Here is a 26,576-nt window from a genome sequence, read left to right on the forward strand (position 1 = left end):
AGCGCCGTCAGGCAACAGCTTTGGCCAATGTCAACGGCGCGTCAGTCCTGCGAGCGCCGGCTCGGATGTACAGGTTGTCTTCCAATTGTCGCTGAAGTCAACCCACGCTGAGCTTGTCCATATGCTTAAATTGAACTCCGCGCGGCAAGGAGTCTCAAGAGTGCGCGATCACGTTCACCTTCTAATTCGGAAATCGATCTGCCATCCGCCTCTGCATGGACGCCAGCGACCAGACGGGTACAGACATCGGGAGTAAGCTGTGGCTGACCTAGCGTGGCCCATCGGCGTTCCTGGCTAGGCCCGAGATGTCGCAGGTAATGCTCAATTCCCCCAGGACCCCCACCAAGGTGGTAGGCCATATGTGCACCGACCACTGACCAGCGCAGCCCAGGTCCATGCACGAGCGCCGCGTCGACAGCGGCGACATCAGCAATATTCTCGGCGACTAAGTTGACCGCTTCACGCCAGAGTGCTGAAGCAAGCCGGTTGGCGATGTGCCCTACTACGTCGCGGGCTAAAAGAACTGGCTCGCGGCCGAGCCCGCGAAAGAACGACACAGCCGTCGTCCGAAGATCAGCATCGGCCCCATAAATCTCCACTAGCGGCATGATGTGTGGAGGATTGAAGGGATGAGCAGTAATGAATCGCGAGGTTCGTTTTAGGCTGGTGGCAAGCTGTGACCAAGTTAGAGAGGATGTACTGCTTGCGAGTACCGTATCGGGATGGGCTGCCGCCTCAACGCGGCCGTAGAGCTCTCCTTTTAACTCGAGCACTTCGGGTGCGTTTTCCTGAACCCAAAAGGCGTCGGAAACCGCCTGTTCCGGTGTCTCGACAAGGCGAAAGGAACCAAGGCCTGATTCAAGTTCCGAGGGACGAAAAACCTGCTTCTGACATCGAGAAATCGCTTCTTGCAACAGGGACTGCGATTTTGGCGCTGGATCCCAGCCGACGACGTCATAACCATAGGCAGTGAATAGCGCCGACCAGCTTTGGCCTATAAGCCCGCAGCCGAGAACCGCGATTGTGCCATTCATGTTGCGAGCCCCAGATCGATCGGCGTACTGCCGAGTAGCCCCAAACTATCTTCAAGCAGTTTAGCACCGGCCAATAACTGCCCGTCGGCTCGAGGGGGAGCGACCATTTGCAAGCCTACCGGAAGGCCGGAACTCGTGAAACCGCAGGGCAGAGACATCGCGGGGCAACAGACGAGGGTGATTGCAAAAGCGATGGCAACCCAATCCACGTAATTCTCAAATTGTCTGCCGTCGCACTCCATGACGTGGCTGTTGGCCACGGGGAAAGGCTCTACGATTGTTGCCGGCGTCAAGAGAAGATCGTACTTCTCGAAAAACTTAAGTACGCGCACCACCATGGCAACTCGCTGCTCCTCGGCGCGTTCGAGTTGCTCGATAGAAAGCTTCAGCCCTTCTTCGATGTTCCAAACGACGTCCGGCTTGAGCAGATCGCGATGGCTTCGAAGTAGAGCAGCTTTGCTAATAGCGAAATCGAATGCGCGGAGAACGTGGAAGCACTCTTGAGCTTCTCGAAGATCGGGGTGAGCTTCTTCGACGATTACACCAAGTTCGACGAAGCGCGCTGCAGCGCCGCGGGTAATTTCCACAATTTGAGGATCCACGGGTGTAATGCCCAGATCGGCCGAATAGGCAACCCGTCTTGGTCTCTTTGCCGTGCGCGTGGTCGTCAGGAACGATTCTGCGGGTGCCGGCAAGGACAGTGGATCGGCAGGATGCTCACCACTCATTGCGTCCAACAGGAGCGCAACGTCCTCGACATTGCGCGCCATTGGTCCGTGTATGCCGAGGTTGCGGTCGATTTTAGATTTGGGAGTTCGGGCCACTCGGCCCAAGCTCGGCCGAAGACCCACTACACCGCAAAAGCTCGCCGGATTTCGGAGTGAGCCCCCCATGTCAGAGCCATGCGCAACCCAAGCCATGCCGGCGGCGATCGCAACCGCGGCACCTCCGGACGAGCCAGCAGCAGAGCGAGCTGGATTCCACGGATTGAGCGTTGCTCCGAAGAGTTCATTGACCGTGTTGGCCCCCGCTCCGAACTCGGGGGTGTTCGATCTTGCATAAACAACACCACCATTCTGCTCGATGCGCTCGACCAAGATGTCCGACGTCTCAGCTATTTTGTTCCTGAAGATCGGGGAGCCCTGTGTGTTGCGAGTGCCGGCAACGTCAATCAGATCTTTGATGGGAACGGGAAGACCGGCCAGCAGCCCACGTGCGCCGGTAGGTCGCTCCATCAGCGTACGAGCATGTGTGCGCGCGCGATCAAAACAAAGGATGGGCAGCGCGTTAAGCTTGCCGTCGACTTGCCCGATCCGCTGCTCCAGCGCGTCCAGCAGCTCCAGGGGGCTTACTTCGCCATTCCGCAATTTTTCGACAACACTGCAGGCGGTCTGCCTGATCAATTCATGCACTTCAGAACCCCGTCTCTTGCCGTCGTCCCCTTAGTTGGCGATCGAGAGCAATGATCGCAAAAGTGTAGGCATTTTCGAAAGGCCGCTTCGACGACGCATAGAAAAGTCTCCAACTGGACGGCGAGCAGAACGCTGGGCGGCGCTTGACGCGCACGGCCCCGTCTGCCTACGAAAAATTATCTCTTAGCTTTTCCTCAGCCCCGCCTCGCCTGCCGTAGAGAACGTAGGACCACTTTGGGAGTAAATCCGCGAAGAATCCCGGCGTACGCGCATTTATCCTGCCAAATTCTGCGATGAGCGCAGGACTGCGGCCTCTAAGTGTAGTTGCGTGTGTGGAAGATGACCGCCAAACTATCAGGGCTTGTCGTCCTTGCGCTCTTTGGCGGTTCTCGCCTACAGAACCGCCCAGAACAGTGATGTCGGTTGCGCCGTGTCGAAAGTGGACGTGAGCTGAATAGGTGCAGCTCGATCGCTGGTCGGTTAACAGTGTGACGTCGCGAGACTTTCGAACAACTTGCCTTTACGCAGCAAAGGGACTCGTAACGTCGCTCATCTTCTCTACCGAATCGTATGCGAATGAGCACGCACCGTATCTTCCAAAATTTTCTCAATCTGCTGATCAACGCGAACCACGCTGATGGCTTTAGCGACGCCTTGGCGGTCACCGGACGCGCACTTGAGCTGCCATGTTTGGCTTATCTGGCCTGGCCGAAGAGACGGGGTGAGAACGCCCTCGTGATTTCCACGTATCCCGCCAATTGGGTTGCGCATTATGTGCGCAGTCACTATGAGCGCCTCGACCCCATTATCGAGCGTGCGCTGGAGACCACGGAGCCCTTTAGCTGGGACCACAGGGAACCTCATAGATTGATTTCTCGGGCGCAGCGAAGCTTGCTCGACGAAGCTGCTCAGTGTGGGATCCGATTGGGATTCACCGTTCCAATCCACAACGGCGCCTCCATGGCCGCCTTGACGTTTGCCACCGACCAGAATGACCGAGCATTTCAATTGAGCATAGAGCGCCGCTCGGAGGTCCTCCAGTTCATGGCCATTTCTTTCGACCGGCGCGTGCGGCAAAAGCTTTCTCATGAACTGATGATCGCTAACGTTGAACTCTCACGTCGCGAAATGGAGTGCCTCGACTGGGTCGCAAAGGGCAAGACCACATGGGAGATTGGGCAGATCCTGCAGATATCGCCAAATACCGTGAAGTCCTATTTGAATAATGCAAAGAACAAGCTGGGCGTGAGGACATTGGCCGAAGCGACTTCACGACTTGGCGCTGCTAAGGCAGTTAGGCAAGATTAGGGCCGCGCCGCCCCTCTAGTTGTACGTGGTGCCATTTGCACCCGGCTCTCCCATATAGTCGAAATCCGGACAGGAGGGGTCATGATTCAACTGATTGCCGAACCATTTCACGGCGCGTTCTCCCAAACGCTAGCGGCCATGCACAGGCTGCGGCATCGCGTCTTCAAGCAAAGATTAGATTGGAGCGTTCACAGTTCCGGCGAGATGGAGACCGACGAGTTTGACGCGCTAGGTCCGGTATATCTCGTCCAAACGTCGGTCGAGGGACTGGTGCAGGGGTCGGTTCGCCTTTTGCCGACAACCGGCCCGACGATGATCCGCGACACCTTTTCTGTGCTCCTGGGAAAGTGCCCTGCCCCATCGGATCCTCATGTGTGGGAGAGCAGCCGCTTTGCAGTTGATCTTCCTTCAGATGCTCCGAAGGCGGCACACGGGCTTGCGAGGGCAACTTACGAACTCTTCGCGGGCATGATTGAGTTTGGTCTGTCTCGACAGCTCACGAGCATCGTCACAGTCACCGACGTCCGGATGGAGCGAATTCTGAGGCGCGCAGGATGGCCGCTTCGCCGGATTGCATCGCCTTGTGAAATTGGAAACACGCTTGCTGTCGCCGGCCACCTGGAAATCACGCTCAATGCTTTGGACAGGATACGTGCGGCCGGTGGACTCGCCGGCCCAGTTCTCTGGACTCCAGTCCTGTCGCACGCCGCCTGACTGCCGGCTCGCTGCCCGCAGAACTCATCCGACTTAAATCGCCGCACCTTGATTTGTAAATGCCTCCAATCGACCACCTTGCCTGTCAGACACAGCGACCAATATCCAATCCAATAAGTTTACAACATCTGCGCGTTGCTGTGACAGTCAATGAAGCGGGCAGCATTCGGAGCGCAGCCAGGGTGCTGGGTGTCGAACACTCGGCCATCAGTCGGGCGATCGGACGATTGGAATGCCTGGTTGGTACCCGCTTGTTCGAGCGATCGAGATACGGGATGAATCCAACAGCCTCTGGTACGACATTCCTGAGGACGGCAAAGCTTATCATCGAGCAGGTCGATTCATTATCGAAGGCGACAGTCTTGACCCTGTCCAAGCGGGCGGATCACCTGGCTATCGGCTTCTGCCCATTCGTCTCCGCAGGACGAATAACACCTGCGATCGCCGAGTTTCAAAGCCGTTATCCGGAAATCAAGGTCGCCGTCCTTGAACGCGTCATGCCGGAACTCCTGATCGCGCTTCAGACGGGCTCGCTCGATATCGCCATCGCGCCAGACGGTCTATCTTCCATGCTGCTCACGGCGGCCTTTCCCCTATGGCGTGAAGGTATTCTCATCGCACTCGCCAAGAATGATGAGTTAGCTCAGAACGAGTCGGTCTCCTGCGCCGATCTGCACAGTCGAACCGTTCTCGTCAGCCGCGATGATCCCGCAAGAGAAGTCGAAGACCTTCTGGTCTGCAAACTGGCGGCTCATGGAAACGGGGCCTTAATCGAAGCCTGCGACGTGAGCCGCAGCAAGCTGACCAGTCTCGTCAGCATTGGCCGCGGCGTCACGCCGTTATTGGCATCCGAAGCTCACGCCGGATTCCCAGGGGTGGTGTATCGCGAACTGCACGACGCAAGGGGACCCAGTCGGATCACAATGTCAGCTCATGTCAGAACCGGCGATGAAAGATCTGTTGTCGCCCACTTCCTAGCCCTTCTGAGAGAATGTTATTCTTCAGGAGGGGAAGAGCGGGCTTGACGTTTTGATTTCGCAAAAGCCCGGTCTGTCGCCATGAAGCGCGCCAACATCGGGCCAATGAGCTTGGCAGGTTCGACGGCCTGTCCGGTTTGCTTCGCCAGCACATCGGCATAGACGTGCAAATCCCGGTGAACATGGGCCGCGAGTTCGACCGTCATTTTGACAGGCCGATCGTCCACAAGCGCTGCAATCTTCAATTTAGGCATGCGGCTAGCCTCTATAAGGTTCAAGAATGAGATCACGGTTGACCAGGACGCGGACCGGGTAACCCGGGCGTATCGTCAAGGTCGGCTGGATATTGAGGCTACGGCGGACCACTTGTTGGCCGGCCTGGTTCAGCGAATCTGATGCACCGCGCCTGAGGGCACCAATGATTGCGCTGTTGCTATTGCTCGCATCGGAACCTGCACCCGCTTCCGAGCCAACAGCCAGGAAGGTCGACAGCGCCGCCGCCTTGAACAGCTCACCCCAATGGTTGTCAACCTGATCTTCAAGGCCGGCATAGCCTTGCGTGTCTGTCCCCGGTTGGCGCTCCAAGACGACCGAGCGGCCGTTCGGCATGATCAACCGGGTCCAAACGAGCAGCACGCGGCTCTGGCCGAAGCTCACCTGACTGTCATAGATGCCAGTCAGTCTGGCGCCCTGGGGGATGAGGAGAAAGCGCCCGGTGGGCGTATCATAAACATTCTCGCTTACCTGAGCTGTGATCATTCCAGGCAGATCGGAGCGAATGCCGGTGATCAGGGCCCCGGCGATAACCGATCCGGCCTGCACCACGTAAGGTGATGGCGCCTTCACGAGGCGGTCTGGACTGGTCGTTCGTCGATCGGTGGCCGCATTTACGAAGGCGAGCTTCCGGTCCTGAGCGTTTTGCAGTGACCCATCCTCGCTGCTGGGGATCAGGGAGGGAGCATTGGCGCCACCTGCTTGGGCTCCGCTCGACGCTGCCGTGTCCCTCACATTGGTAGAGGCGAACAGTCGGCTTACACGAGCCGCCTCTTGTTCCTGGTCACGGCGTTGCTGTTCCTGGTCGGCCGCAGCGCCTGGCGCGGCGATCTGGCCTTTGGCGGCCAGGATTGGTCTGCCGAGATCGCCGGGAAGAGGTGGACCAAGCTGGGGGACAGGAGGGGTGACCTTCGAGTAGTCCGGCGGCAACGCTGTGACGCTCTCAGCAACATTGTGACGCTCAGCCAGATAGAGCTCCTCGGAAGCGGCCTCACGCGGCCGTTGTTTCTGGAGCGCCCACGTCGCCGCCGCGGCGACCAGCGCCAGGCAGAGCGCGGATCCGGTCAGCAGCACCTTGCGAGACAAGCGGGTGACGCTCGGGTATTCGGGCCGGAGCCGAAACCCATCCTCGAGCTCACCTGTCTCCTGTTCGCCGTCCGGGGAGGTCTCATCTTCGCGGTGTTCTTCCGTCATGACGAAAACCTCCCGTCGGTGCGGACGATCCTAACCTTTTGTTGATGTTCTCCACCAAGCCGCAGTTCGGCAGCCGCAAACAGGCGGTCGACGATCAGGACGCTGCCAAAGGTGCGATAATTGACGATTTCGCTCTTACCGTCAGGCCCGAGCACAAACAGCGGCGGCATTTCGCCTTGGACGATACCTTGCGAGAACTCGATGTAGACTTTTCGGCCGTCGTCGTAGGCTGCAAGGGGGCGCCACGGCGGATTGTCCCCCTCGATCGCATACCGAAAGCGCCGTTGTGCAAGCTCTGGGAGCAGCGGAACAGGAGTCAATTGCTGCCGCTTGATCCGATCTTGCGGATAGTACCACGCGACCGATGGCATGTAGGGCTTCTCGCGCGAGCGGAGCTCGAGGAGATAGGTGCGCCGATCAGTATTGATCACGAGGTTGGTTTCGATGGAGGCGCGCGTCGGCTTGACCAGCACGTGCACCCTGCGCTCCTCGCCGCTGCCGCTTTCGGTGTCGCCGATGACCCATCGCACGGTGTCGCCGGCTGCGAGCGGGCCGGAGCCGGTCAACTGCTCCCCCTCCTCAAGAGCAATGTCGGTGATCTGTCCCGGCGCGGCATAGACCTGATAGAGCGCGCCCGGGCTATAGCTGTAGATCTGTGCGGCGTTGAAATAGCCTCTCCGCCTCGGCTCGACGCGCGCCGCACTGTTGGCGATTTCGATCCGGTTGACCGGCTCGACATCCTCCTTGGTGCCCGGCTTGCCGCCAAGCGACGGCTTCCAGGATGGAGGCACATGCAGGGGACGCGGACGATCATCCGCCGGCGCTGCCGCCACAGGCAGCGGCGGCACATCTGTGTCATAGCTGATTTCGGGTGGAATGAAGGTCGAGCAGCCGCTGAGCATGCAGCCAAGCATGACGGCTGCGGAAGTGATGCCCCTCTTCATTGGCGCTGTCCTGAACTCGCAAGGATATACTTTCACTGCCCCAACTCCTTGGACCAATTGATCGAATTCACATAGATTCCGAGAGGATTTTTGCGCAGCCGATCGGCATCACGCGGCGTTCGGATGACGATGCTCAGGATGGCTGTCCATCGCTCGGTCGAGGCGAGCGAGCCGTTCTCGTAAGCGCGCTGAATCCATGCGACACGAAAGCTGTCGGGCGAGGCCCGTATGACGCTGGAGACTTCCACCGAGATCTGCGCCTTGCCGAGCCCGGCGAATGGGTCGTTTGCCCTGGCATATTCATTGAGTGCGACGGCCCCGCGATCGGTCGTGAAGTCGTAGGCCCGGAGCCAATTCTGCCGCAGCACGATGGCATCGGATGGCAGGGCGCGCACATCTTCGATGAACCGCGCCAGGTGCCAGGCAATTTGTGGATCCGTCGGGTCGTAGTCGGAACTTGCAGGCGAGACCCGCTGAGCTTGACCGAGCCGGTCGACCTCGACGATCCACGGCGTTATCGTTCCTTGTGTCGATTGCCAGATCAGCCCGCCGGCAAGGCTGCAAGACAGAGCAAGGCAGCCGAACGCCATCAAGCGCCAGTTCTTCGCCTGCAGGCGGGCCGAGCCGATGCGCTCGTCCCAGACTTGACCTGCCTTCTGATAAGGGGTGAGTGCCGCCGGCGCGCGGCCATAATGCGTTGCTGATCTCTTAAACATTGAACTTCCCCTGAGTATCCCTGATCCATCGTAGCGAGCCGGCAGCAGACGGCGTTTTGCTCATGTCGGCTGCTCGATGCGGATCACGCGCGCGAACACGCACAAGCACCGTACGATGTGGCAGCTTCTGCACCGCCGGCGGCGAATGCTGCGACTGAGTCCCCTTACTTCCGGGAGCTGCGCCGGATTGCGCGGCAAAAGAACCGAGCCCAATCCTGCCTTCGCACCCGCGACACCGAGAAGAAGGGGCCGTTGGCGCAGCGACGTGTCGGACGGGATCTGGCCATGGATCGCTTGCCAGATCAGAGCTGGCGTCAGCGTCAAGGACAGAATGCGAGAGGCTTGAATGACGCATTGACGACCCAGCCGACGCACTGCAGAGGACCCACGAGAACAGCTGATCATCGGAACAGGCCGAGCGGAGTTCGACGGCCATGCGCCGTTCTCGGAAATCCCTCTCATCGGCGCTCTTCCTGGGAGAGATCGACCGAGCTGCCGCTGCCACCGGGATCGCCGGATTTGACTGCATGAACTGCCGCCGATACCCCCCGATCAAGGCCCTGACCTTGCTTGATGCGCTGAGCCCAAGTGGGGCTACCGCTCGCGGTCTGAGCTGAAGTGCTCGTCGATTGACCGCCTCCGCCAACCGTCGAGGCCATCCTGCGAAGTGGACTTGCTGCTGCAGAGGCGGCCGCATTTGCGACGCCCGTGAGGCCGCCACTGCGATATGCCGCTGCGGTGCCCGTGACAGCGCTTGCGCCCATCCTGCCGGCGCCCACGAGCGCTCCGCCGGCGAGACCTGCCGCACCTGCAGCAAGCCCGGCTGTCGCCACCGCGGCGCCGCCTGCGGCAAGTGCTGTACCGACCGCAGATCCTGCGCCGAGTTGCGGCCCACCGGAGACCAGCCCGCTTGCGATGCTCGGTCCGAAGATCCCCAACGCCAACAGCGAGAGCGCCGCAAGAACCAATGTCATGGCATCTTCGATGGTCGGTTGGGCGCCGTTGAAGCCCGACGTAAATTGCGAAAACAGTGTTGAGCCGATGCCGACAATCACAGCCAGCACCAGCACCTTGATGCCTGATGAGACCACGTTGCCGAGGACGCGCTCTGCCGCAAAGGCGGTCTTGCCGAACAGGCCGAAGGGAATCAGCACAAATCCGGCCAATGTAGTGAGTTTGAACTCGATCAGTGTCACGAAAAGCTGAACGGCCAGAATGAAGAAGGCAAGAAGCACGATTGCCCAGGCAAACAACAGAACCACGATCTGGACGAAGTTCTCGAAAAAGCTGATGTAGCCAATCAGGCTGGAGATCGAGTCCAGGAGCGGACGGCCTGCATCGAGGCCCACCTGCGCGATCTTGCCCGGCCGCACGAAATCGCCGGCCGACAAGCTGGTGCCGGAGGCCTTCAGCCCAAGGCCCGCAAAGCTCTCGAAGACGATACGGGCGAGACTGTTCCAATTTCCGATCAGGTAAGCAAAAACCCCGACGAAGAGCGTCTTCTTGACCAGCCGCGCGATGATGTCGTCGTCCGCGCCCCAGCTCCAGAACAACGCTGCAAGCGTGATGTCGATCGCAGCGAGGGTCGTTGCGAGGTAACCGACCTCCCCGCCCACGAGACCAAAGCCGCTGTCGATGTAGCGTGTAAAAGTCTCCAGGAATTGGTCGATGATGCCCGTGCCGGTCATTGGTCGCCCCCTACCGCAGGACGGGCTAGATAGCCTTGAGGCAATCGGCTCTGATCCTTTGCTTCCAAAGCCTCTTCCGCCGAAGAGCCAACTGACGAACCCTTCGAGTCCGTCTTCTGCCCAAGGAAGCTCCGGCGGCTTTCTGCCCAGACCTTCCGGCAAGTCTCATAGGCATCAGTTTGCGTGGATGTCACGGCACGGCAACGGATCAGGTCAGCCTCGTGCACACTCGGTATTTGGGCGGTCATCGGCTGGTGTTCGAGCTCACCCGCATGATTCTGCAGCGTGAGCGTGCATGCGATGATCGCCACTATGCCGCCAAAGACGGTGATTGCGATCGACACCGCCTTGATAGTTTTCGGATCCCTCATCAGTGAAACATCTGTACGTTGGAGGATTGATAGCCGGGCCCAGGAGTCAGAAAGCGCTGCAGCTGTTCGCGGCCCTGGTCTTGGGCCGCTGCGCGTTGGGCTGCTTCGAGAGCCTGTGCCCGGCCGTGGGCCGCGACGGTCGCGGTGAGATCGGCGAGCTGTTGGGCCTGAAGAGCGAGGAGCTGATTACCGGCCTGGGTTGCCTGGAGCGCGCCGCTGGCGCTCTGGCTCGAGCTCACCAGGGCGGACAGCTGAATGCGATTGGTGTCGAGGTTGCCCACAACGCCGGCTTGGAGGCGAAGAGCGTCCTGAAGCGCTCCGACGGAGTTCTGCCAGCGCGCCTGCGCTCCCGCAAACAGCGCGGCATCGGACTGGCTGCTTGTTGCCGGCGCATAGCTTGTGGCAAAGGCGTGGTCGATCTGTTGGACGTCGTAGGCGATGTGCTGCGCCTGACCAAGGAGCTGCTGGGTGCGCTGGATGGAGGTCTGAAGCTGCAGAAGCGAAGAATAGGGCAGGCTCGCCAGGTTTTTTGCCTGGTTGATCAGCATCTGCGCTTCGTTTTGCAGCGAGGTGATCTGGTTGCTGATCTGCTGCAGCTCGCGAGCGGCGGTCAACACGTTCTGAACGTAATTGTTGGGATCGAACACAATCCACTGGGCACGCGCTGTGCCGCTAGAAAAAGCCGATGCAACAAGGATCGTGATGGCGAAACGCAAGCGTCGAAGGCTCATCGTGATGACTCCAGATTTTTCAGATTCGGGATGAGGTCGATAGCCCAGCTTGCTCCGCGGTGCTCAAGCCAGACCGCTAGAAACCCCTCGGCGCCGTGCTCGGCGACCAGGTGCTCGATTGCGAGTTGATCGGACTTGGCTGATGCGGCTGTAAAGGCGAGTGCGACCTCGCCGAGGCCAAGCTCGAACATGCGGTTGCCTCGGCGAGACTGGCAATAATAGTCGCGCTTCGGCGTTGCCCTGCTCAGGAGTTCGATTTGGCGATCATTGAGCCCGAACCGGCGATAGATGGCTGTGATCTGCGGCTCGATCGCGCGCTCGTTTGGCAAGAGCAGCCGCGTCGGGCAGCTCTCGATGATTGCGGGGGCGATTGCCGAGCCGTCGATGTCGGAAAGGGACTGGGTGGCAAACACCACCGAGGCGTTCTTTTTTCGGAGCGTCTTCAGCCACTCCCGCAACTGTCCTGCGAAATCGGCATCATCGAGCGCTAGCCACCCCTCGTCGACGATGATCAATGTAGGCCTGCCGTCGAGCCGGTCACCGATCCGGTGAAAAAGATAAGCGAGTACGGCCGGCGCAGCCCCCGTTCCGATCAGTCCTTCGGTCTCAAATGCCTGGACTGAGGCTTCCCCAAGCCGCTCGAATTCTGCATCCAGCAGCCGCCCATAGGGCCCACCCAGACAATAGGGCTGGAGAGCGCGCTTGAGGACGTTCGACTGCAGAAGGACAGAAAGCCCGGTTAGCGTCCGCTCGGGTACCGGTGCCGAGGCAAGCGAGGTCAGGGCCGACCACAGATGGTCCTTGCCTTCTGGAGAAAGATCGACCTTCTCTCGTGTAAGAAGAGCGGCCACCCAGTCAGTCGCCCAGGCCCGTTCGGCGGGATTGTCGATCCAGGCCAGCGGCTGCAATGCGATCGGTGCGCCATCATCGGCCGACAACGCGCCACCAAGGTCGTGCCAATCGCCGCCCATGGCGATCGCGGCCGCCCGGATCGAGCCGCCAAAATCGAACGCGAACACCTGCGAGCCGGGATAGCGGCGGAACTGAAGGGCCATCAACGCGAGCAGAACCGATTTGCCGGCGCCGGTCGGTCCCACAACAAGAGTATGCCCGACGTCGCCAACGTGAAGGGAGAAGCGGAATGGCGTCGAGCCTTCCGTCTTGCCAAAGAGCAGCGGCGGCGCGTTGAAGTGCTGGTCCCTCGCCTCGCCTGCCCAGACGGCAGAGAGAGGAATCATGTGCGCGAGATTCAAGGTGGAGATCGGAGGCTGCCGAACATTGGCGTAGACATGGCCGGGGAGGCTGCCGAGCCACGCCTCGACGGCATTGACCGTCTCGACCATGCAGGTGAAATCGCGACCCTGAATGACCTTTTCCACTTGGCGTAGCTTTTCGTCGGCCGCCCTTGCATTCAGATCCCAAACGATGACAGTGGCGGTGACAAAGGCCTCTCCGATCTCGTCGGATCCAAGTTCCTGGAGCGCGGCGTCCGCGTCCATCGCCTTGTTGTGCGCATCGGTATCCAGCAGCGAGGATGCTTCGTTCGTCATCACCTCCTTCAGGATCGCGGCAATAGACTTCCGCTTGGCGAACCACTGCCGGCGAATTCGGGTTAGCAGCCTTGTGGCTTCTAGCTTGTCGAGCATGATGGCTCGGCTCGACCAGCGATAGGAGAAGGCAAGCCGATTGAGGTCATCAAGAATCCCAGGGGTCGTGGCGGTCGGGAAGCCGACGATCGTGAGCACCCGCAAATGCGCCGCTCCCAGCATCGGCTCCAGCCCTCCCGAGAGCGGCTGATCCGCCAGCAGAGCGTCCAGGTACATCGGGATCTCCGGGACGCGGACACGATGGCGCTTTGTCGAGATCGTCGCGTGAAGATAGGTCAGTGTTTCGCTGTCATCGAGCCAGCGGCATTCGGGCATGAAGCCTTCGATCAACTGCAGGAGGCGCGCCGTCCGATCAACGAAGCCAGCCAGCACCTGCCGCGCATCGGCATCTTCGTTGCGAGCGCAGCCCTCATAGAGAAGCCGCTCGGCCCTTGCGGCATCTTCCGGCGGCGGAAGATAAAGGAGCGTAAGATAGTAGCTCGACTCGTAGTGGACGCCCTCCTCCTCGAACTGGGCCTTGCGCTCGGCGTCAACGAGCGCGGAGGCGACGTCCGGGAACATGCTCGGCGGGTATGCTCCCGCGGAGTGACGCTGGGCTTCGACGAAGACCGCCCAGCCCGAGCCAAGGCGGCGCAGCGCATTGTTGAGCCGGCCGGCGACTGCGACGAGCTCCGCCGGTACCGCGCTGTCGAGATCGGGCCCGCGAAATTTGGCCGTGCGTTGGAACGAGCCATCCTTGTTCAGGACAATGCCCTCATCGACCAACGCGGCCCAGGGAAGGAAGTCCGCAAGGCGGGTGTTCGACTTGCGATATTCGGCAAGATTCAACATGGGAAAGGTTCCTAAAGATCGAAATGAGCGGGAATTCGCAGGTGGCGGTGTACGACCTCGACGAAAGCGGGATCGCGCTTTGCGGCCCATACAGCTGCGGCGTGGCCGAGCGCCCAGAGCAGCAGGCCCGCGATCCACAGGCGCAATCCCAATCCAAGTGCCGCTGCGAGCGTGCCATTGACGATCGCAACAGCTCTCGGCGCTCCGCCCATCAGGATCGGTTCGGTCAATGCGCGATGCACCGGCACGAGGAAGCCTGCGACGCCCTCCTGCATCAGATCACCACGCCGCCGCCAAACGAGAAGAACGACAGGAAGAAACTCGAAGCCGCAAAGGCAATCGACAGGCCGAAGACGATCTGGATCAGCCGGCGAAAGCCGCCGGACGAATCGCCGAAGGCCAGCGTCAAGCCTGTGACCACGATGATGATGACCGCGATGATCTTGGCGACAGGCCCCTCGACCGATTGCAGAATCTGGTTGAGCGGCTGCTCCCAGGGCATGTTGGAGCCGGCGGCCATGACGGGGGTAGCGGTCGTGGTCATGGCAATCAAGGCCAGGGTGAAAGCTTGCGAAGTCTGGAGGCGATGGTTCACTTGAGATCTCCTGCTGGTGAAAGACTGTAGTCGCCGCCCGCACTGATGCCCTCGACGCGGGCGAGCTCGGCAAGGCGGCGATCGGCGCCGCGCCCCGAAAGGACGGCGATGACATTGATGGTCTCGGCAATGAGCGCGCGCGGGACGGTGACGACCGCCTCCTGGATGAGCTGCTCCAGGCGACGTAGCGCCCCGAGCGCAGAACCTGCGTGGATCGTGCCGATGCCGCCGGGATGCCCCGTGCCCCAGGCCTTGAGGAGATCGAGCGCCTCCGCGCCTCGGACCTCACCGATTGGAATTCGATCCGGCCGCAGCCGAAGTGAAGAGCGCACGAGGTCAGACAGCGAGACCACGCCGTCCTTGGTTCGCAGAGACACGAGGTTTGCTGCCAGGCATTGCAGCTCCCTGGTATCTTCGATCAGAACGACCCGGTCGGAGGTCTTGGCAACCTCCACCAGCAGCGCATTGGTCAGCGTGGTCTTGCCTGTCGACGTGCCGCCCGCGACGAGGATGTTCTGTCGCCCGGCAACGGCGTCCCGCAGCATCGCGGCTTGACCGGCGCGCATGATCCCGGCGGCGACGTAATCGTCGAGCGTAAAGACAGCGACCGCTGGCTTTCGGATCGCAAAGGTCGGCCGAGCCACGACCGGCGGCAACAATCCCTCGAACCGCTCTCCGGTTTCCGGCAGCTCGGCCGAGATCCGGGGAGCAGCTCCATGGACCTCTGCACCGACATGATGCGCGACCAGCCGAATGATGCGCTCCCCGTCCGCAGGTGACAGCTGCTGGCCGGTATCCTCCAAACCGCCGGACAGGCGGTCGATCCAGAGCCGCCCATCGGGATTGAGCATCACTTCGATGACGGCATCGTCTTCGAGATAGCGCGCGACCGCAGGCCCGAGCGCGCTGCGCAGCATGCGCGCGCCGCGCGAGATCGCCTCCGCTTGAGCCGACTGGATTATCACGAGAGCCCCATTCGCTTGAGAGCGCCCCCCACGAGCGCCTCAGATGGGGACGATTAGAAAAACCACGATGGAAGATGACGCAACAACGTGGCTCGTCGGATCGTAGGCTAGCGTAGAAAGAGAAACATTGGCGCAAAGCCTCAACAACCGATGTCAGTTGCTGTCTCCGTCCGCCGGCTGCCGAACGATATCTTCGGGAATCTCGCGCAGAAAACTCTGCCCCTTTTGCAGGCGACGGCCGAGCGTCTCGACAAAACCCTCGAAGCGCTCACGCCCCTTGGCTTGGGCGGCAGCCTGGGCGTCGGAGGGAAGCGGGGGCGTGACTGTCAACCAGAACCGCACGAACAGAGCCAGAGTTTCAGCGGTAAGTCCGAGGTCGCGTTCGAGGCGTTGCATTTGGCGCGATATCCTGTCGAGACGACGCGAAAAGGCGGCTTCCCGCCGGTCCGAGCCATCTGGGGACAGGAACGAGCTGACTGCCGCCTCGACGATTGCAGAGCGTGAGATGTTTTTTCGATCGGCAAGTTCCGTGATCTGTGCCAACAGCTCTGGAGGGAAGTAGACGTTCATGCGGTTGCGCATGATCTTCTCACAATTCAATGCCATCATTCGGGTCGAGTGCGGCTTGCCGCGCAACGCCGCGCATCTTCTGCCGCAGCAGGCGCGACTGGCGCGCGGCATCTTCGTCGTCTTCCAGCACGGCGAATTCCTCGGCCGGCGCGACCTCCGTCGTTTCCTTAACGATGGCGAGGTGATCCGGAAGCTCGGGCTCTCGCCGCAGTCCGCCATTGGCCGTGTCAGCGTCGCCACCGCCAATGTCCGCGGGCGTCTTATCGGGAATAGCGGCCTTCAGCCCTGACCAGCTGTCGGCGCGAGAAGACCTTCGGATCTTGACGGGATCTGGCGGGGGAAGTACGCGCTCGGCAAATCGCTCATCCTCGTAGTAGCGCACTTTTCTCGCACGGATTGGAGGAGTGCCTGCCACCATCACGATCTCCTCTGACGGCGGCAGCTGCATGACCTCTCCCGGGGTCAGAAGCGGCCGCGCGGTATCTTGGCGAGAGACCATGAGATGGCCGAGCCATGGGTTGAGCCGATGGCCGGCGTAGTTCTTCATGGAGCGTATTTCGGTTGCCGTGCCTAGCGCATCGGAGACGCGCCTTGCGGTGCGCTCATCATTGGTCGCAAAGCTTACCCGGACATGACAGTTGTCTAGGATCGCGTTATTCGGGCCGTAGGCCTTCTCGATCTGGTTGAGCGACTGGGCAATGAGGAACGCCTTGATGCCGTAGCCGGCCATGAAAGCCAGTGCCGACTCGAAAAAATCAAGTCGTCCCAAAGCTGGAAATTCATCCAGCATCAGCAACACGCGGTGACGGCGATCCTTATCCTGAAGGTCCTCGGTGATCCGCCGCCCGATTTGGTTGAGGATCAAGCGGACTAGTGGCTTGGTTCGCGAAATATCCGAGGGCGGCACGACCAGGTAGAGCGTGGTGGGGCAGTTGTCTGCGATAAGGTCGGCGATCCGCCAATCGCAGCGGCTTGTCACTTCGGCGACGACGGGATCCCGATAAAGTCCGAGGAAGGACATCGCTGTCGAAAGCACACCCGAGCGTTCATTCTCGGATTTGTTCAGCAGCTCTCTTGCCGTAGAGGCGACGACCGGATGCGGCCCCTGGTCCTTGAGGTGTGCTGTCGTCATCATCGCGTTCAGCGTCGTTTCGATCGGCCGCTTGGGATCCGATAGAAAAGCGGCGACGCCGGCGAGCGTCTTATTGGGCTCGGCATAGAGGACGTGAAGGATTGCCCCGACGAGCAGGGAATGACTGGTTTTCTCCCAATGGTTCCGCTTGTCGAGCGAGCCCTCGGGGTCTACGAGCACATCTGCGACGTTCTGGACGTCCCTGACCTCCCACTCCCCGCGCCGGACCTCCAGAAGCGGATTATAGGCTGATGATCTGGCATTGGTCGGATCGAACAGCAGCACACGGCCGTGCTTCGACCGAAACCCGGCTGTGAGCTGCCAGTTCTCACCCTTGATGTCGTGCACGATGGCCGAGTGCGGCCATGTCAGCAGCGAGGGGACGACGAGCCCGACGCCCTTGCCGGACCTCGTTGGAGCAAAGCAGAGGACGTGCTCGGGCCCATCGTGACGCAGGTCGTTCTTCTCCAGTCGGCCAAGCACAACCCCGTCCGCGCTCAGCAAACCTCCCGCCCTCACCTCCTCAAGCTTGGCCCATCGGGCCGAGCCATAGGTGGCAACGTCCTTGGCCTCCCGGGCGCGCCAGACAGACATGGCGATGGCCACGGCGATGGAGAGAAAGCTTCCAGAGGCGGCGATGTAGGCGCCCTCGGTGAATACGTCAGGTGCATAGGCGTCGAACACGAACCACCACCAGAAGAACTCGGGCGGGTAATAGACCGCAAATCCATACATCTTGAACCAGGGCAGACCGAGCTCGGGTTGGAAGGCCAAGCGCCAGGCCGTCCACTCCGTCGCGCTCCAGATCGTGAGCAGGACGATCGCGCCGACAGCCACGAGCTGCCCCCACAAGATCTTGGTTCCGGACATCGACAAGGCTCTCCTTCGCTGAATGACGCTCTGGCCAAGGAAATCAAAGACCGAGGTCGCGCTTGCGGCCGAAACTCCACTCGATCCCACCGCCATCCCTAACGCTTCCCGTCACATGCTGGCCGAGGCGTTTTTCCAGTTCGCGCGTCCAGGGGACGAGTTGAAAGCCAAGCCCATTGTCGATCAATGCAAAGCGGCCCGACGTGAGGGACAGGCTCTTTCGGTATGTTCCTGCGACCTGCTCACCGACTGCGGCTTGCGCGTGAGGCAAGCCGGTCTCGGCCGCGATTTCGGCACCGGCCGCCTCTAGCTCCCGGCGCCGCAGCGTATTGAGGAGATCGCGTTGCAGGATGATGCGCCCTCCCGCTCGGTGTGCGAGCCCTGCTTCTGCAAGATGTTCGGCTCGCGCCTGCATCGCTTGCCGAGCCTCCCGCCCGAAGCCGCCCAAGGCGAGCGGCATCGAATCGCGCTCGACCAGTCGGTGGTCGAGCCAGGTTGCTCCCGGCGCACCTATTTGCGCGGGAAGATCGAAATCCGAGCGATTGGCGAGCACGCGCGTCGGCCGCTGCTCGTCCATCCCACCGAACTGCCTGACTTCGACAATGCCGCCAATGGGGGGCGCCTGTTCGAATGCCTCAAGACCACGAAAGCGGACGTGATGGAGCCGTCCGTCGGTCGCATCAATGAGCGCATAGGCTTCGCCGGTGAGCTCGTCGTGTAGCCCGGTTGCCAATAATCGCCCGATAATCGGTGCGGTCGTTCTTTCCCCCGTAACGGCGAATTCCGAGAGACTTCGTTCCTGTCCCCGCTCTGTCATCGCTTGATGCATGGTCTTGATGATATCGCCCCGAATTGCAAGGTCTCTGAGATGGGGTTCTGCGTCCAAACCCACCATCCACTCACCGGGTACCGCCGATGAGGCAAGGCCCATCTTTTGCAGATGCTGAAGGCGCCCGATCATAAGGCGGCGGATTTCGGGGTCAGATATCCCTTCCCGATCGGGCCGCAGGTCGAGATAGCCGGTCTCGTCGGCAGCCAGACGGATCTCGCGGTCGAGCCGTGTCCATCTTTCGGCGAAGACTTCGCGTTCGAGAGCCCTGCGGATCTCGTGCTCGGCTTTGGGCCCGAGCTCGATGGATGCCAGCTCTTCCGCGCGAGAGCGTAGTCCCTGGCTGATATAGTCGCGGGAGATCACGAGGTCCTCAACGTTGTCGCTGACCCCGCGAACAAGCAGGTGAATGTGTGGATTGTCCGTGTTCCAGTGATCGACGGCGACCCAGTCGAGCCGTGTGCCGAGGTCCGCCTTCATCTGCCTGGCGAGATCGCGCGTGAACGCTTTCAGATCGCTCATCTCGCCCCCGTCCTCGGGTGCGATGATGAATCGAAAATGATGCCGATCGCCCTTGCAACGCTCGGCGAAGGCGCTGCCATCAACCTCTTCGCGTTCGGCGTCAAACAGCGAGGCTCTCTCGCCGCTGCGGGTCACGCCATCGCGCCGGAGGTACGAGATATGCGCCGCGAGTGATGCCGAGCCGAATGCCAATCCCTTATGCCGCGCGACCCGCGCCTTCACGGTCACGCGGCGCGCAGCGCTAAACAGACGGTTGCGGGCAAACTGGAGCCGGCCGCGGCCGAACGTCGAGCGCCCGACGCGTCCTCCGCGGCTCATCGAGGAGGCGGAGGTGTGGCCCGCCTTCTGCGCCGCTTGCAGTACCTGATTGAAGAAGCTCTTGGCCTTGGGCGCGCGCGTGCTGCGGATGCGGCCGGGCCGGATGTGAAGTTCGCTGTCCTTGGTATTCACGGTCGTTCTTTCCTCGTAAATCTTAGTCAGTACCGAAAGATGCATTGAATTTGCTTGTGAATGTTCAAAGCGCGGCACGCGCCACGACCGATCGGCACGCCAGAACCCAAGCCATGGCAATGGCTTGGCGTTCGACGGGCGAGCCGCTTTTATCTTGCCCTAGCCCGTCGTTCTTTGTTACTCGCTCTTCCTTCCTCTAGTTGACGAACATTTCGTCTGCTGGTCCACGGATCAGCAGACAAATCTCCTGCCTTTTCGCCTGCAAAGGAGGGAGATTTACGGCAAAGAGCAGTTGGGATTCATTGTGGTGGATCCTCCAACAGCGCCTGCAGAAACACGTCGGCTGGTGGCCGATTCATTGGGAAAAAAACAGCCGCGACGTGGCAGTTAGTTTGCGAAGCGCACACTGTTTGCGAGCGCTTGCGATAGCGATCGTTACCCGAAGGGCCGAGACACCCATAGGGTGGCTCGGTGAGGAGCGAAGCGACGAGTAGAGCGCGGGCCGAAGGCATCGCCCATATGCCGTATGCAGATGCCGGACGCTTACGGTCGTTCACCTCCGCCCCTCTCACTTCTCGCCGATCGCTCGCTGACATGTGTTCCGCTCCGCAACCGCGCTTCTGATCATTGCATGGTGCGAGAATCGGTCCGCGCCACGAATAGACCAGTCGAGCTTGGAACGATCCGCAGAATATCTCGCGAGGAGATAGCGTTCATGATGTCTGCCGAAGGCACAATCCTTATCGACCGGTCGTCCGTTCTCGGCATGTCAGTTGGCTTATGAGTTGACTGCGGAATGAGCAGCGACGATGCTGATGACGTGACGCCAGCCTTCCAGGTCGGTTGCTGATCGACGTCCAGCACGGACCCAAGCCTCTTCACATAGGCTTGGGTTTCGACAGGCAATGGACGCCCGGCAAGATGCTCCTGATAGCGCAGCGGTCCTGCGTGATAGGCAGCAAATACGCCGTTCGGTCCGAAGCGGTCGAGCATTTCACGCAGATACGCCGTTCCTGCCAGGATGTTGTCACGGGGGTCGAACGGATCGCTGCCGAGGGCGTGCCGGCGGCGCAATTCGGCCCAGGTGTCGGGCATGAGCTGCATCAGCCCCATGGCGCCTTTGGGCGATCTGGCACGAACGTCTCCAGTGCTTTCGACAGCCATCACCTCGACAATCCAGGAGACTGGAATGGAAAAACGCTGTGAAGCTTCGATGATGAAGGTTTCGAATGGCTGGGCCCCTTCGTGCTCCGCCCCTGTTGCTGTCTCCTCGGCGACCGAAGCACTGCAAAGCGCGAGCACGAGCAACAGGAAGGGTGCAGCGAACAGGCGCGCGCCAAACTGTGCCAGGTACGTCCTCCTGCGCGCCTCTTCCCGATGGAGAAAGCCTTTGTGCGCGCCATTCAGCAGCGGGAGGTGTTCCTCCCTAACATCGCCTTTGCATGGAGGAGCCGGAATGGAGAAAGGGCCTTGCGGTCCATCGAACAAGCGCATGGTGAAATGAATATGACGAACACACCTCATCACTCCTCCGAGGTCCACACCGGGTCCGCACGGCCGATCACGGCTGCGGCTGGAAGAAAGCCAAAATACCGGCCGTCGAAGGACTCATCCGATTGCCAGTTCATGAGAAAGAGCTCGGCCGGCCCGACGACGCGGCAGCCCTGCCAGTCTGGCAGCGGACGGCCGCGGCCGTCACGCTCACGCGCCTCACCCATAGCAATGTTGTCCACCGAGATGGCGAGGCCTGTTCTGCAAACCGTCTGCCCGGGGAGCGCGAGGATACGTTTGAGCATAGGAAGGCCGAGCGGCAAATAGCCCTTCAGGTCGAGGAAGCTCGCCAGCGGTTCAGGCGGCTGAACCGCAACCAGCTCCGTGACATACAAAGTCTCTGCGGAACGCAGGCGGTAAAGGCCGATGGGCACGCTCGGCGATGCATTCCAGATGAAGGCCGGCGTTCGCCCTTCCACGATGGTTACGGCGATCGCTGCGGCAGCCCCGCACATCGCAAGCAGCGTCATCATCCGCCCTCTCATCGGATGATCCTCCGCCGGCGAAGCCAGGCCTGATGGCGAGCTTTCGTGTAGGGACGTGGGCTTTCATTGACGGAAAGACGGTTGTGGACATGCTGCCAATGATCTGGGGCGACATCAGCCGGATCGATACCAAGTGCCTCGACGGCATCGATCATCTGCAGCACGCGCTCGACCTTCGGCCAGCCAGAAAGGCGAAGCAGAATGTCGCCTCCTGGCTTCACATAGGGCACGGTCGAGCAGCGCTGACCCGCGGCGACGGCACGCAGGATATCAATGCGCGAAATCACCGTCCCGAAATCATTCGACGTCCAACGAACGAACGCAAAGATGCTGCCTGGAGCAAATGCCAGGACGCGACGATGGCGATCGAGCTTCCGTTCCTCGACATTGCGGCCAAATCGAACCCGGTTCTCGATCCGCTTCTCCAGCCACAGCACTTCCACCTCGGTGAGATCGCTCATGCTGTCTCTCCCGGAAGCTCGAAAAGCCAACGGCTAGTGATGAGGACGGACGATTGCGGGATTTGAACCTGAAGGCAGCTCGACCGTCCGTGCCACTGCCGCTCTTCCACAATGTGGGCAACAGCGAGTTCCGTTAGAAGAAATCCGAAGGATTTCTGGTTAGTAAAGTTAGGGGGCCAGGAAAGCGCGCGTTCACAAGCCTTTAGGTTCGCTTTCGGTCCCCGATAGCACGATGATCTGGTCCCTGATGGCACGAGGGTTGCGGTCCCCGATAGCACGAGCTGATTCACAGGTTGTCCCCTGAAATTGGTCCCGAACGACGCGCCGACAGGCGCGCCGTAACGGGAAGGTTTGGGATCGAGGCGAAGTTCAGCCGCTCGCGGCCGTTTGGATCGCGCGTGAGGACGAGCCGATAGCCCGGCAATGTCTGCCGCTGGACAATCTGTCGAACGTCGTAGGCAAAATGCTTGAGCGGCGAGAGGCTGCCGGACTTGGCATGAAGATGGGCAAGGTCGAAGCTCCAGCCGCCGCGCTGCCGGCCGCCGTGCTTGCGCACCAGCCGGTAAAGCCAGCGCTCAAGGCCACCTGTCAGGTCGAAATAGGCGCGGTCGATCGTCAGAACGAGAGCGTCATCGATCACGCCGGCATAGAACCAATCTGGCAGGATCAGTTCGATCCCAAATGGTCTGCCATATGCATCAGCGGCTTCCTTCCACTCGTTAATCCAGGAGAAGCGGTGCCGCCGCCGTTCTGCGGGTTGACGGATCGAGGTCAGCACGGTCGTTGACTGAAGTCTGTCAAGACCTGCCTTCAGCCGGTCGTAGTCGCGTGCGCTGGTGCCGCGGCCGACGAACGTCAGAATCTCATATGGCGTTGCGGCTATCAGGCGTGATGTTTTCAGACCGGCATCGCGAGCTTCGACGATCTGGGAGGCAGCCCAAATCAGGACGTCGGCGTCCCAGATCGTTGCCATGCCGTGCTCCGGGACAGCTTCGACGCGGATTGAGGTTGTTCCGGCGCAGAAATCGATGGGCACGATCCTTTTGGTCTTAGCCAGCGAAAAGAATGGATAAGCCATCAGATCCTGCGCATCGCGTGGAGCAAGATCTCCCGGCAGGGCGCGGAAAAGCTCAAGCTGATGGCGGTCGGCTTGCTGAATGCGTCGCATGATGATTGCCTTCAGAGCGACCATCAGCGGTGTTCCTGGCCGGCATAACGACGTAGTTGCGAATGCTTTTTGGCCGGCAGCACCGTGTCTTTGCCAGGGTCAGAAGTGGACGTTTTGGCGCCGAGATCGGCCCACGCTTTCAGGTCGTCCAAGGCGTAGACGACGCGGCCGCCGATCTTCCGGTAGGTCGGCCCGGTACCGTAAGTGCGATGTTTTTCCAGCGTGCGGCCAGACAGGCCGAGGTAGCGTGCAGCCTCGGGAGTGCGCAGGAAACGCGGAGGAAGTCCGGCGGTCGGATCGGGCATTTGAGAGCTCCAAGATGGCGGCGCACCACCCATGAGGGCGCCGGCGTGGGTGTGGTCATCTTGGAGAAGCAGGGCTTCGGAGGGGGATGCCGAAGATCGGGGGTGCATGTTTCGACACCCCCGCGATGAGGCTATTTGTTCCTGCGCCCGGAGCGCAGAAGCCTGCAATAGCCGCCCCGCATCAAGGAGAAGCCGTCGTGTACCAGACGGATGATGAGGCTACGGGAATCGTGGGTCTTCCAGGCTTGCTTTGGGACGCTTTTCTTTCCAAGCAGTGCCAACGCGATCACACGATAGCTGCTACCGGCATGACGTGCGTCGAGCGCACGCGCGACTTGCCTTAGGCGATCCCGGCGCTGTTTGGAAAGTTCGTGGAAAGCGGGGCCTGCCGCGCGTCCGTTGAGCGCGCGCCACAATCTGCGAGCTGCATGCGCTCGCGGCGGCAAGTTCTCATCGAAGGGAAGTTTGGCGGCATAGCGATGACCAATGGAAGGTTCATCCTTCAACCAGACACGGTGGTTCACGGTCCCGATGCGCAGCACGGCGTGCCACCCATCAGCGGCGCGACGCATTTCGGCCGTCGAGACGTTGAATAGAGGTAGATCTGGCGCACTCGGGTCAGCGCCTGACGTCGTTACCGCAACCGGGACGACATCCGGCAGCGCCTCGGGCGCCCAAAAGATTGTCTGTTGATCAAAGGACCGCTGCGGGTCATGGGCGAAAGCAGATGCCCCACTTCCTCCTGAATTCCTCGGTGACTTCACCCGTCGGGCTCTTGGCGATCACAGCCTGGTAGTCACGTTGGTATTCAGGATTGCGACGCACGAACTCCCAAGCGATATCAGTGGGGTCAGCATTATTCAGGTAGTCGTAGGAGTCCGGGGAGCGCCAATCGACTTGGGCCATAACATCCGCCTCATTGCAAAGAGCTAACAACGATGACGGCGCAATAGCTGCGAACAGGCCTTTGGGAAAAGATGCCAGCTTGTCACCACGTGGTGCACGTGAGTCACCACGCCCGAGTGCCGAGAAAAAGGTGTCGTCAGAACCAAAGCCGTCTAGAAAACTATTCTAGGTTGATCTAGGTCCGCGCAACAGACGTCCCTGTTCGGTCAACCACTTCGCGCGCTGAACATGTGTCTGGTATGCAGTACGCGCACGCTCCGGCTCGCGATCGGAGTCGATGTGCAACACGATCCGAGCGACCTCGGACCAATCGGCCCCCTCGCTCTCCGCCTGCAGAAGGCGCATGTAGGTTACGACATGCTGTTCGTCGTAGGAGGTCATGGCGTCCCCAGCGGGAGGGGCATCGGCCACTTCGGGATTTAAGTTGAACTTGGTCATGGGCTGACAACAAACATCGAATAATTGCAAGGTTCCTGGACGCGCGATTGACGAGCGGTCTCATTTTAGTCGTATTCCGGGGTCGGTGCAGATACATACTATAGGAGATAAACCTCATAGTATGTAAGACGCAACTTGCGCGAATGGACATGCGCAAGTTGGTCGGCCGGAATTTCGCAAAGCTGCGGAAGCAAAAGCGCTTTACGCAGGAGAAGTTCGCCGACCTGTCCGGCTTTACTCAACAATACATCAGCGACTTGGAACGCGGCCGCCGCAATCCAACCGTCGTAAGCCTGTTCCAGCTCGCCAGTGCGTTGGGCGTCACTCCGGTTGATCTCATCGCGCCGGACGAGGAGGCGCGAAACGAAGGAAAACTGGCCAAGCGGAAGTAACTGTTTCCGAAAAAGCCAAAGCACCTGCCCCAAGTGAGGGTAGGACGCTTCCCACAGGTGCGACGATGGTTCGGACAGCACTGTTCGCACGTCGACGGCTCCAACGGCCTACAAAAGTCTTACCGTTTCAGCTGCGCCAGCAACCTCCTTGGGAGACACGGGATGTTCTGGTGATGGCGTGCTGAACGGTCTCTCTATCGAGAGCCTACTTAAATAGTCGGGCCATATCCAGTGGTTTAATGGGCCACCAAATGGCTGCCTGCGCAAATGAAAGCTCGCGCACTCGTAGCCTGGAATATACGCCGGATACGCGTCGATCGCGGTATTCCGCAGGAGCAATTGGCTTATGACGCGGGAATAGATCGTTCGTATATGAGTGGTCTTGAGCGGAAGTTGGAAAATCCTACGATTGATTTGCTTGACCGGTTGGCTGACACCCTCGGTGTCCAACTCAACGAGTTATTCCTTCCATTACCAAAGGGCGCTACGATCCATAAAACATTGCCTAAAGGGCGCAAATCGACCCGACTTGACCGCAAGAAGAAATAACACCCTCTGTTTCGACAATCGCGGGATATACGCCTACGTCGCTTGTGTAACGCGTGGGCCGTCTTTGGAGCGAGATGGCCCTGATCGTAACAGGCCGGTGCGAAGGGGTTTGCCGATCTCAGTGGCGCCGACCTGTGGCTAGTGCTGAATCCATCGCAAAATTAAGATTCGCATTCCGAGCCCATGGAATTCGCGCCGATGTGCGGAAAGCCCGCCCGGCGAACCGGGCGGGGCTTGGCGGAGGATCTCACTCGCCGTTCTTGCGCGGCCGGGACCAGAGCAGGTTGTAGCCCTCGCCACCTTCGTCGTCGAACAGGCTCGCGTAGATCGGCGCGTTGAAGGAGGGATCGTCAAGCTTGATCGAGAGGTAGTCGCGGCCCTCTTCGGAGCGCTTCGACCAGGCTGCGCCGATCTCGGCCCGACCCACATAGATGCGGTGGCTGGGCGCGTTCTCGTTGGAGCGGTTGGTCTCGGCGACGATGCGGACGCCCCTAGCCTGCAAGCTCAGCGTGACGATCTCGCCCTGGAAATCATTGCCGACCTTCTTGAAAGTTCCGATATTAGCCATCTTGCTTCTCCGTTGTGTTT

At 60.4% G+C, this 26,576-nt stretch carries 30 protein-coding genes; 5 read left to right on the forward strand and 25 right to left on the reverse strand.

Features of this window, described 5'->3' with window-relative positions:
• Positions 1 to 125: 125 nt before the first annotated feature.
• Positions 126 to 1,034 (reverse strand): 3-hydroxyacyl-CoA dehydrogenase NAD-binding domain-containing protein, encoded by a 909-nt coding sequence (locus ACWAT4_RS43770; protein WP_128929829.1) that lies wholly within the window; start codon positions 1,032 to 1,034, stop codon positions 126 to 128.
• Positions 1,031 to 2,446 (reverse strand): amidase, encoded by a 1,416-nt coding sequence (locus ACWAT4_RS43775; RefSeq protein ID WP_128955110.1) that lies wholly within the window; start codon positions 2,444 to 2,446, stop codon positions 1,031 to 1,033. Before ACWAT4_RS43775 ends, ACWAT4_RS43770 begins: the two co-directional genes overlap by 4 nt.
• Before the next feature lie 576 nt (positions 2,447 to 3,022).
• Here ACWAT4_RS43775 and ACWAT4_RS43780 point away from each other — a divergent pair.
• From ACWAT4_RS43780 to ACWAT4_RS43790, 3 genes are all read left to right on the forward strand, one after another.
• On the forward strand, positions 3,023 to 3,754 hold the full coding sequence (locus ACWAT4_RS43780; protein ID WP_128929827.1) for a LuxR family transcriptional regulator: 732 nt from the start codon (positions 3,023 to 3,025) through the stop codon (positions 3,752 to 3,754).
• Between the two features lie 81 nt (positions 3,755 to 3,835).
• The gene (locus ACWAT4_RS43785) at positions 3,836 to 4,468 is read left to right on the forward strand and encodes an acyl-homoserine-lactone synthase (RefSeq protein WP_128929826.1); all 633 of its coding nucleotides are present in this window, start codon (positions 3,836 to 3,838) and stop codon (positions 4,466 to 4,468) included.
• Positions 4,469 to 4,527: 59 nt separating this feature from the next.
• Positions 4,528 to 5,493 (forward strand): LysR family transcriptional regulator, encoded by a 966-nt coding sequence (locus ACWAT4_RS43790; RefSeq protein ID WP_128929825.1) that lies wholly within the window; start codon positions 4,528 to 4,530, stop codon positions 5,491 to 5,493.
• Here ACWAT4_RS43790 and ACWAT4_RS43795 read toward each other — a convergent pair.
• The 22 genes from ACWAT4_RS43795 to ACWAT4_RS43900 form a co-directional block, all read right to left on the reverse strand.
• Complete coding sequence (locus ACWAT4_RS43795) at positions 5,463 to 5,699, reverse strand: DUF2274 domain-containing protein (RefSeq protein ID WP_128929824.1); 237 nt, start codon at positions 5,697 to 5,699, stop codon at positions 5,463 to 5,465. The genes ACWAT4_RS43790 and ACWAT4_RS43795 overlap by 31 nt on opposite strands.
• Positions 5,700 to 5,703: 4 nt before the next feature.
• Positions 5,704 to 6,912 carry a TraB/TrbI/VirB10 family type IV secretion system protein gene (locus ACWAT4_RS43800; RefSeq protein WP_128929823.1) on the reverse strand — a complete coding sequence of 403 codons (1,209 nt, stop codon included), beginning with the start codon at positions 6,910 to 6,912 and terminating at the stop codon, positions 5,704 to 5,706.
• Positions 6,909 to 7,856, reverse strand: coding sequence for a P-type conjugative transfer protein TrbG (gene trbG / locus ACWAT4_RS43805; RefSeq protein WP_128929822.1), 948 nt, complete (start codon positions 7,854 to 7,856; stop codon positions 6,909 to 6,911). Before trbG ends, ACWAT4_RS43800 begins: the two co-directional genes overlap by 4 nt.
• A gap of 32 nt (positions 7,857 to 7,888) precedes the next feature.
• Positions 7,889 to 8,572 (reverse strand): conjugal transfer protein TrbF, encoded by a 684-nt coding sequence (gene trbF, locus ACWAT4_RS43810; protein WP_128929821.1) that lies wholly within the window; start codon positions 8,570 to 8,572, stop codon positions 7,889 to 7,891.
• 458 nt (positions 8,573 to 9,030) lie between these two features.
• Entirely contained in the window at positions 9,031 to 10,260 is a 1,230-nt protein-coding gene (gene trbL, locus ACWAT4_RS43815) for a P-type conjugative transfer protein TrbL (protein ID WP_128929820.1), read from the reverse strand.
• On the reverse strand, positions 10,257 to 10,631 hold the full coding sequence (gene trbK-alt, locus ACWAT4_RS43820; protein ID WP_128955109.1) for a putative entry exclusion protein TrbK-alt: 375 nt from the start codon (positions 10,629 to 10,631) through the stop codon (positions 10,257 to 10,259). Before trbK-alt ends, trbL begins: the two co-directional genes overlap by 4 nt.
• Positions 10,631 to 11,362: a P-type conjugative transfer protein TrbJ gene (gene trbJ / locus ACWAT4_RS43825; RefSeq protein ID WP_128929818.1), complete on the reverse strand. Its 732-nt coding sequence runs from the start codon at positions 11,360 to 11,362 to the stop codon at positions 10,631 to 10,633. The genes trbK-alt and trbJ overlap by 1 nt, the downstream gene beginning before the upstream one ends.
• On the reverse strand, positions 11,359 to 13,800 hold the full coding sequence (gene trbE / locus ACWAT4_RS43830; RefSeq protein WP_128929817.1) for a conjugal transfer protein TrbE: 2,442 nt from the start codon (positions 13,798 to 13,800) through the stop codon (positions 11,359 to 11,361). The genes trbJ and trbE overlap by 4 nt, the downstream gene beginning before the upstream one ends.
• A gap of 11 nt (positions 13,801 to 13,811) precedes the next feature.
• The gene (locus ACWAT4_RS43835) at positions 13,812 to 14,075 is read right to left on the reverse strand and encodes a VirB3 family type IV secretion system protein (RefSeq protein ID WP_128929816.1); all 264 of its coding nucleotides are present in this window, start codon (positions 14,073 to 14,075) and stop codon (positions 13,812 to 13,814) included.
• Positions 14,075 to 14,344 carry a TrbC/VirB2 family type IV secretion system protein gene (locus ACWAT4_RS43840; RefSeq protein WP_232995658.1) on the reverse strand — a complete coding sequence of 90 codons (270 nt, stop codon included), beginning with the start codon at positions 14,342 to 14,344 and terminating at the stop codon, positions 14,075 to 14,077. The genes ACWAT4_RS43835 and ACWAT4_RS43840 overlap by 1 nt, the downstream gene beginning before the upstream one ends.
• 47 nt (positions 14,345 to 14,391) lie before the next feature.
• Positions 14,392 to 15,312: a P-type conjugative transfer ATPase TrbB gene (gene trbB, locus ACWAT4_RS43845; RefSeq protein WP_128930183.1), complete on the reverse strand. Its 921-nt coding sequence runs from the start codon at positions 15,310 to 15,312 to the stop codon at positions 14,392 to 14,394.
• A 201-nt stretch (positions 15,313 to 15,513) separates the two neighbouring features.
• Positions 15,514 to 15,942, reverse strand: a complete 429-nt coding sequence (locus ACWAT4_RS43850; RefSeq protein ID WP_128929814.1) for a ribbon-helix-helix domain-containing protein — start codon at positions 15,940 to 15,942, stop codon at positions 15,514 to 15,516.
• A gap of 7 nt (positions 15,943 to 15,949) precedes the next feature.
• Positions 15,950 to 17,932 (reverse strand): conjugal transfer protein TraG, encoded by a 1,983-nt coding sequence (locus tag ACWAT4_RS43855; RefSeq protein WP_128955108.1) that lies wholly within the window; start codon positions 17,930 to 17,932, stop codon positions 15,950 to 15,952.
• Positions 17,933 to 17,975: 43 nt separating this feature from the next.
• On the reverse strand, positions 17,976 to 19,778 hold the full coding sequence (locus ACWAT4_RS43860) for a relaxase/mobilization nuclease domain-containing protein (RefSeq protein ID WP_249798557.1): 1,803 nt from the start codon (positions 19,776 to 19,778) through the stop codon (positions 17,976 to 17,978).
• A 579-nt stretch (positions 19,779 to 20,357) separates the two neighbouring features.
• Entirely contained in the window at positions 20,358 to 21,257 is a 900-nt protein-coding gene (locus ACWAT4_RS43865) for a lytic transglycosylase domain-containing protein (protein WP_232995621.1), read from the reverse strand.
• Complete coding sequence (locus ACWAT4_RS43870) at positions 21,257 to 21,769, reverse strand: S26 family signal peptidase (protein WP_128929811.1); 513 nt, start codon at positions 21,767 to 21,769, stop codon at positions 21,257 to 21,259. Before ACWAT4_RS43870 ends, ACWAT4_RS43865 begins: the two co-directional genes overlap by 1 nt.
• Positions 21,766 to 22,230 carry a DUF2840 domain-containing protein gene (locus ACWAT4_RS43875; RefSeq protein ID WP_128929810.1) on the reverse strand — a complete coding sequence of 155 codons (465 nt, stop codon included), beginning with the start codon at positions 22,228 to 22,230 and terminating at the stop codon, positions 21,766 to 21,768. The genes ACWAT4_RS43870 and ACWAT4_RS43875 overlap by 4 nt, the downstream gene beginning before the upstream one ends.
• 286 nt (positions 22,231 to 22,516) lie before the next feature.
• Positions 22,517 to 23,398 (reverse strand): replication initiator protein A, encoded by an 882-nt coding sequence (locus ACWAT4_RS43880; RefSeq protein ID WP_128930181.1) that lies wholly within the window; start codon positions 23,396 to 23,398, stop codon positions 22,517 to 22,519.
• A gap of 23 nt (positions 23,399 to 23,421) precedes the next feature.
• The gene (locus ACWAT4_RS43885; RefSeq protein WP_128929809.1) at positions 23,422 to 23,703 is read right to left on the reverse strand and encodes a helix-turn-helix transcriptional regulator; all 282 of its coding nucleotides are present in this window, start codon (positions 23,701 to 23,703) and stop codon (positions 23,422 to 23,424) included.
• Positions 23,704 to 23,834: 131 nt separating this feature from the next.
• Complete coding sequence (locus tag ACWAT4_RS43890) at positions 23,835 to 24,275, reverse strand: DUF2285 domain-containing protein (protein WP_188637459.1); 441 nt, start codon at positions 24,273 to 24,275, stop codon at positions 23,835 to 23,837.
• 139 nt (positions 24,276 to 24,414) lie between these two features.
• Entirely contained in the window at positions 24,415 to 24,609 is a 195-nt protein-coding gene (locus tag ACWAT4_RS43895; RefSeq protein WP_128929807.1) for a transcriptional regulator domain-containing protein, read from the reverse strand.
• 165 nt (positions 24,610 to 24,774) lie between these two features.
• A complete protein-coding gene (locus tag ACWAT4_RS43900) occupies positions 24,775 to 25,047 on the reverse strand; it encodes a DUF2285 domain-containing protein (RefSeq protein ID WP_128929806.1) in 273 nt (90 codons plus the stop codon).
• Positions 25,048 to 25,190: 143 nt separating this feature from the next.
• Here ACWAT4_RS43900 and ACWAT4_RS43905 point away from each other — a divergent pair, with 143 nt between their 5' ends.
• Both ACWAT4_RS43905 and ACWAT4_RS43910 read left to right on the forward strand, forming a co-directional pair.
• On the forward strand, positions 25,191 to 25,439 hold the full coding sequence (locus ACWAT4_RS43905; RefSeq protein ID WP_128929805.1) for a helix-turn-helix domain-containing protein: 249 nt from the start codon (positions 25,191 to 25,193) through the stop codon (positions 25,437 to 25,439).
• Positions 25,440 to 25,706: 267 nt separating this feature from the next.
• The gene (locus tag ACWAT4_RS43910) at positions 25,707 to 25,988 is read left to right on the forward strand and encodes a helix-turn-helix domain-containing protein (RefSeq protein ID WP_128955107.1); all 282 of its coding nucleotides are present in this window, start codon (positions 25,707 to 25,709) and stop codon (positions 25,986 to 25,988) included.
• 247 nt (positions 25,989 to 26,235) lie between these two features.
• On the opposite strand, the gene ACWAT4_RS43915 is transcribed toward ACWAT4_RS43910, so the two are convergent.
• The gene (locus ACWAT4_RS43915) at positions 26,236 to 26,556 is read right to left on the reverse strand and encodes a DUF736 domain-containing protein (protein ID WP_128929802.1); all 321 of its coding nucleotides are present in this window, start codon (positions 26,554 to 26,556) and stop codon (positions 26,236 to 26,238) included.
• Positions 26,557 to 26,576: the final 20 nt, after the last annotated feature.

This window comes from Bradyrhizobium sp. T-1, from assembly GCF_053592855.1.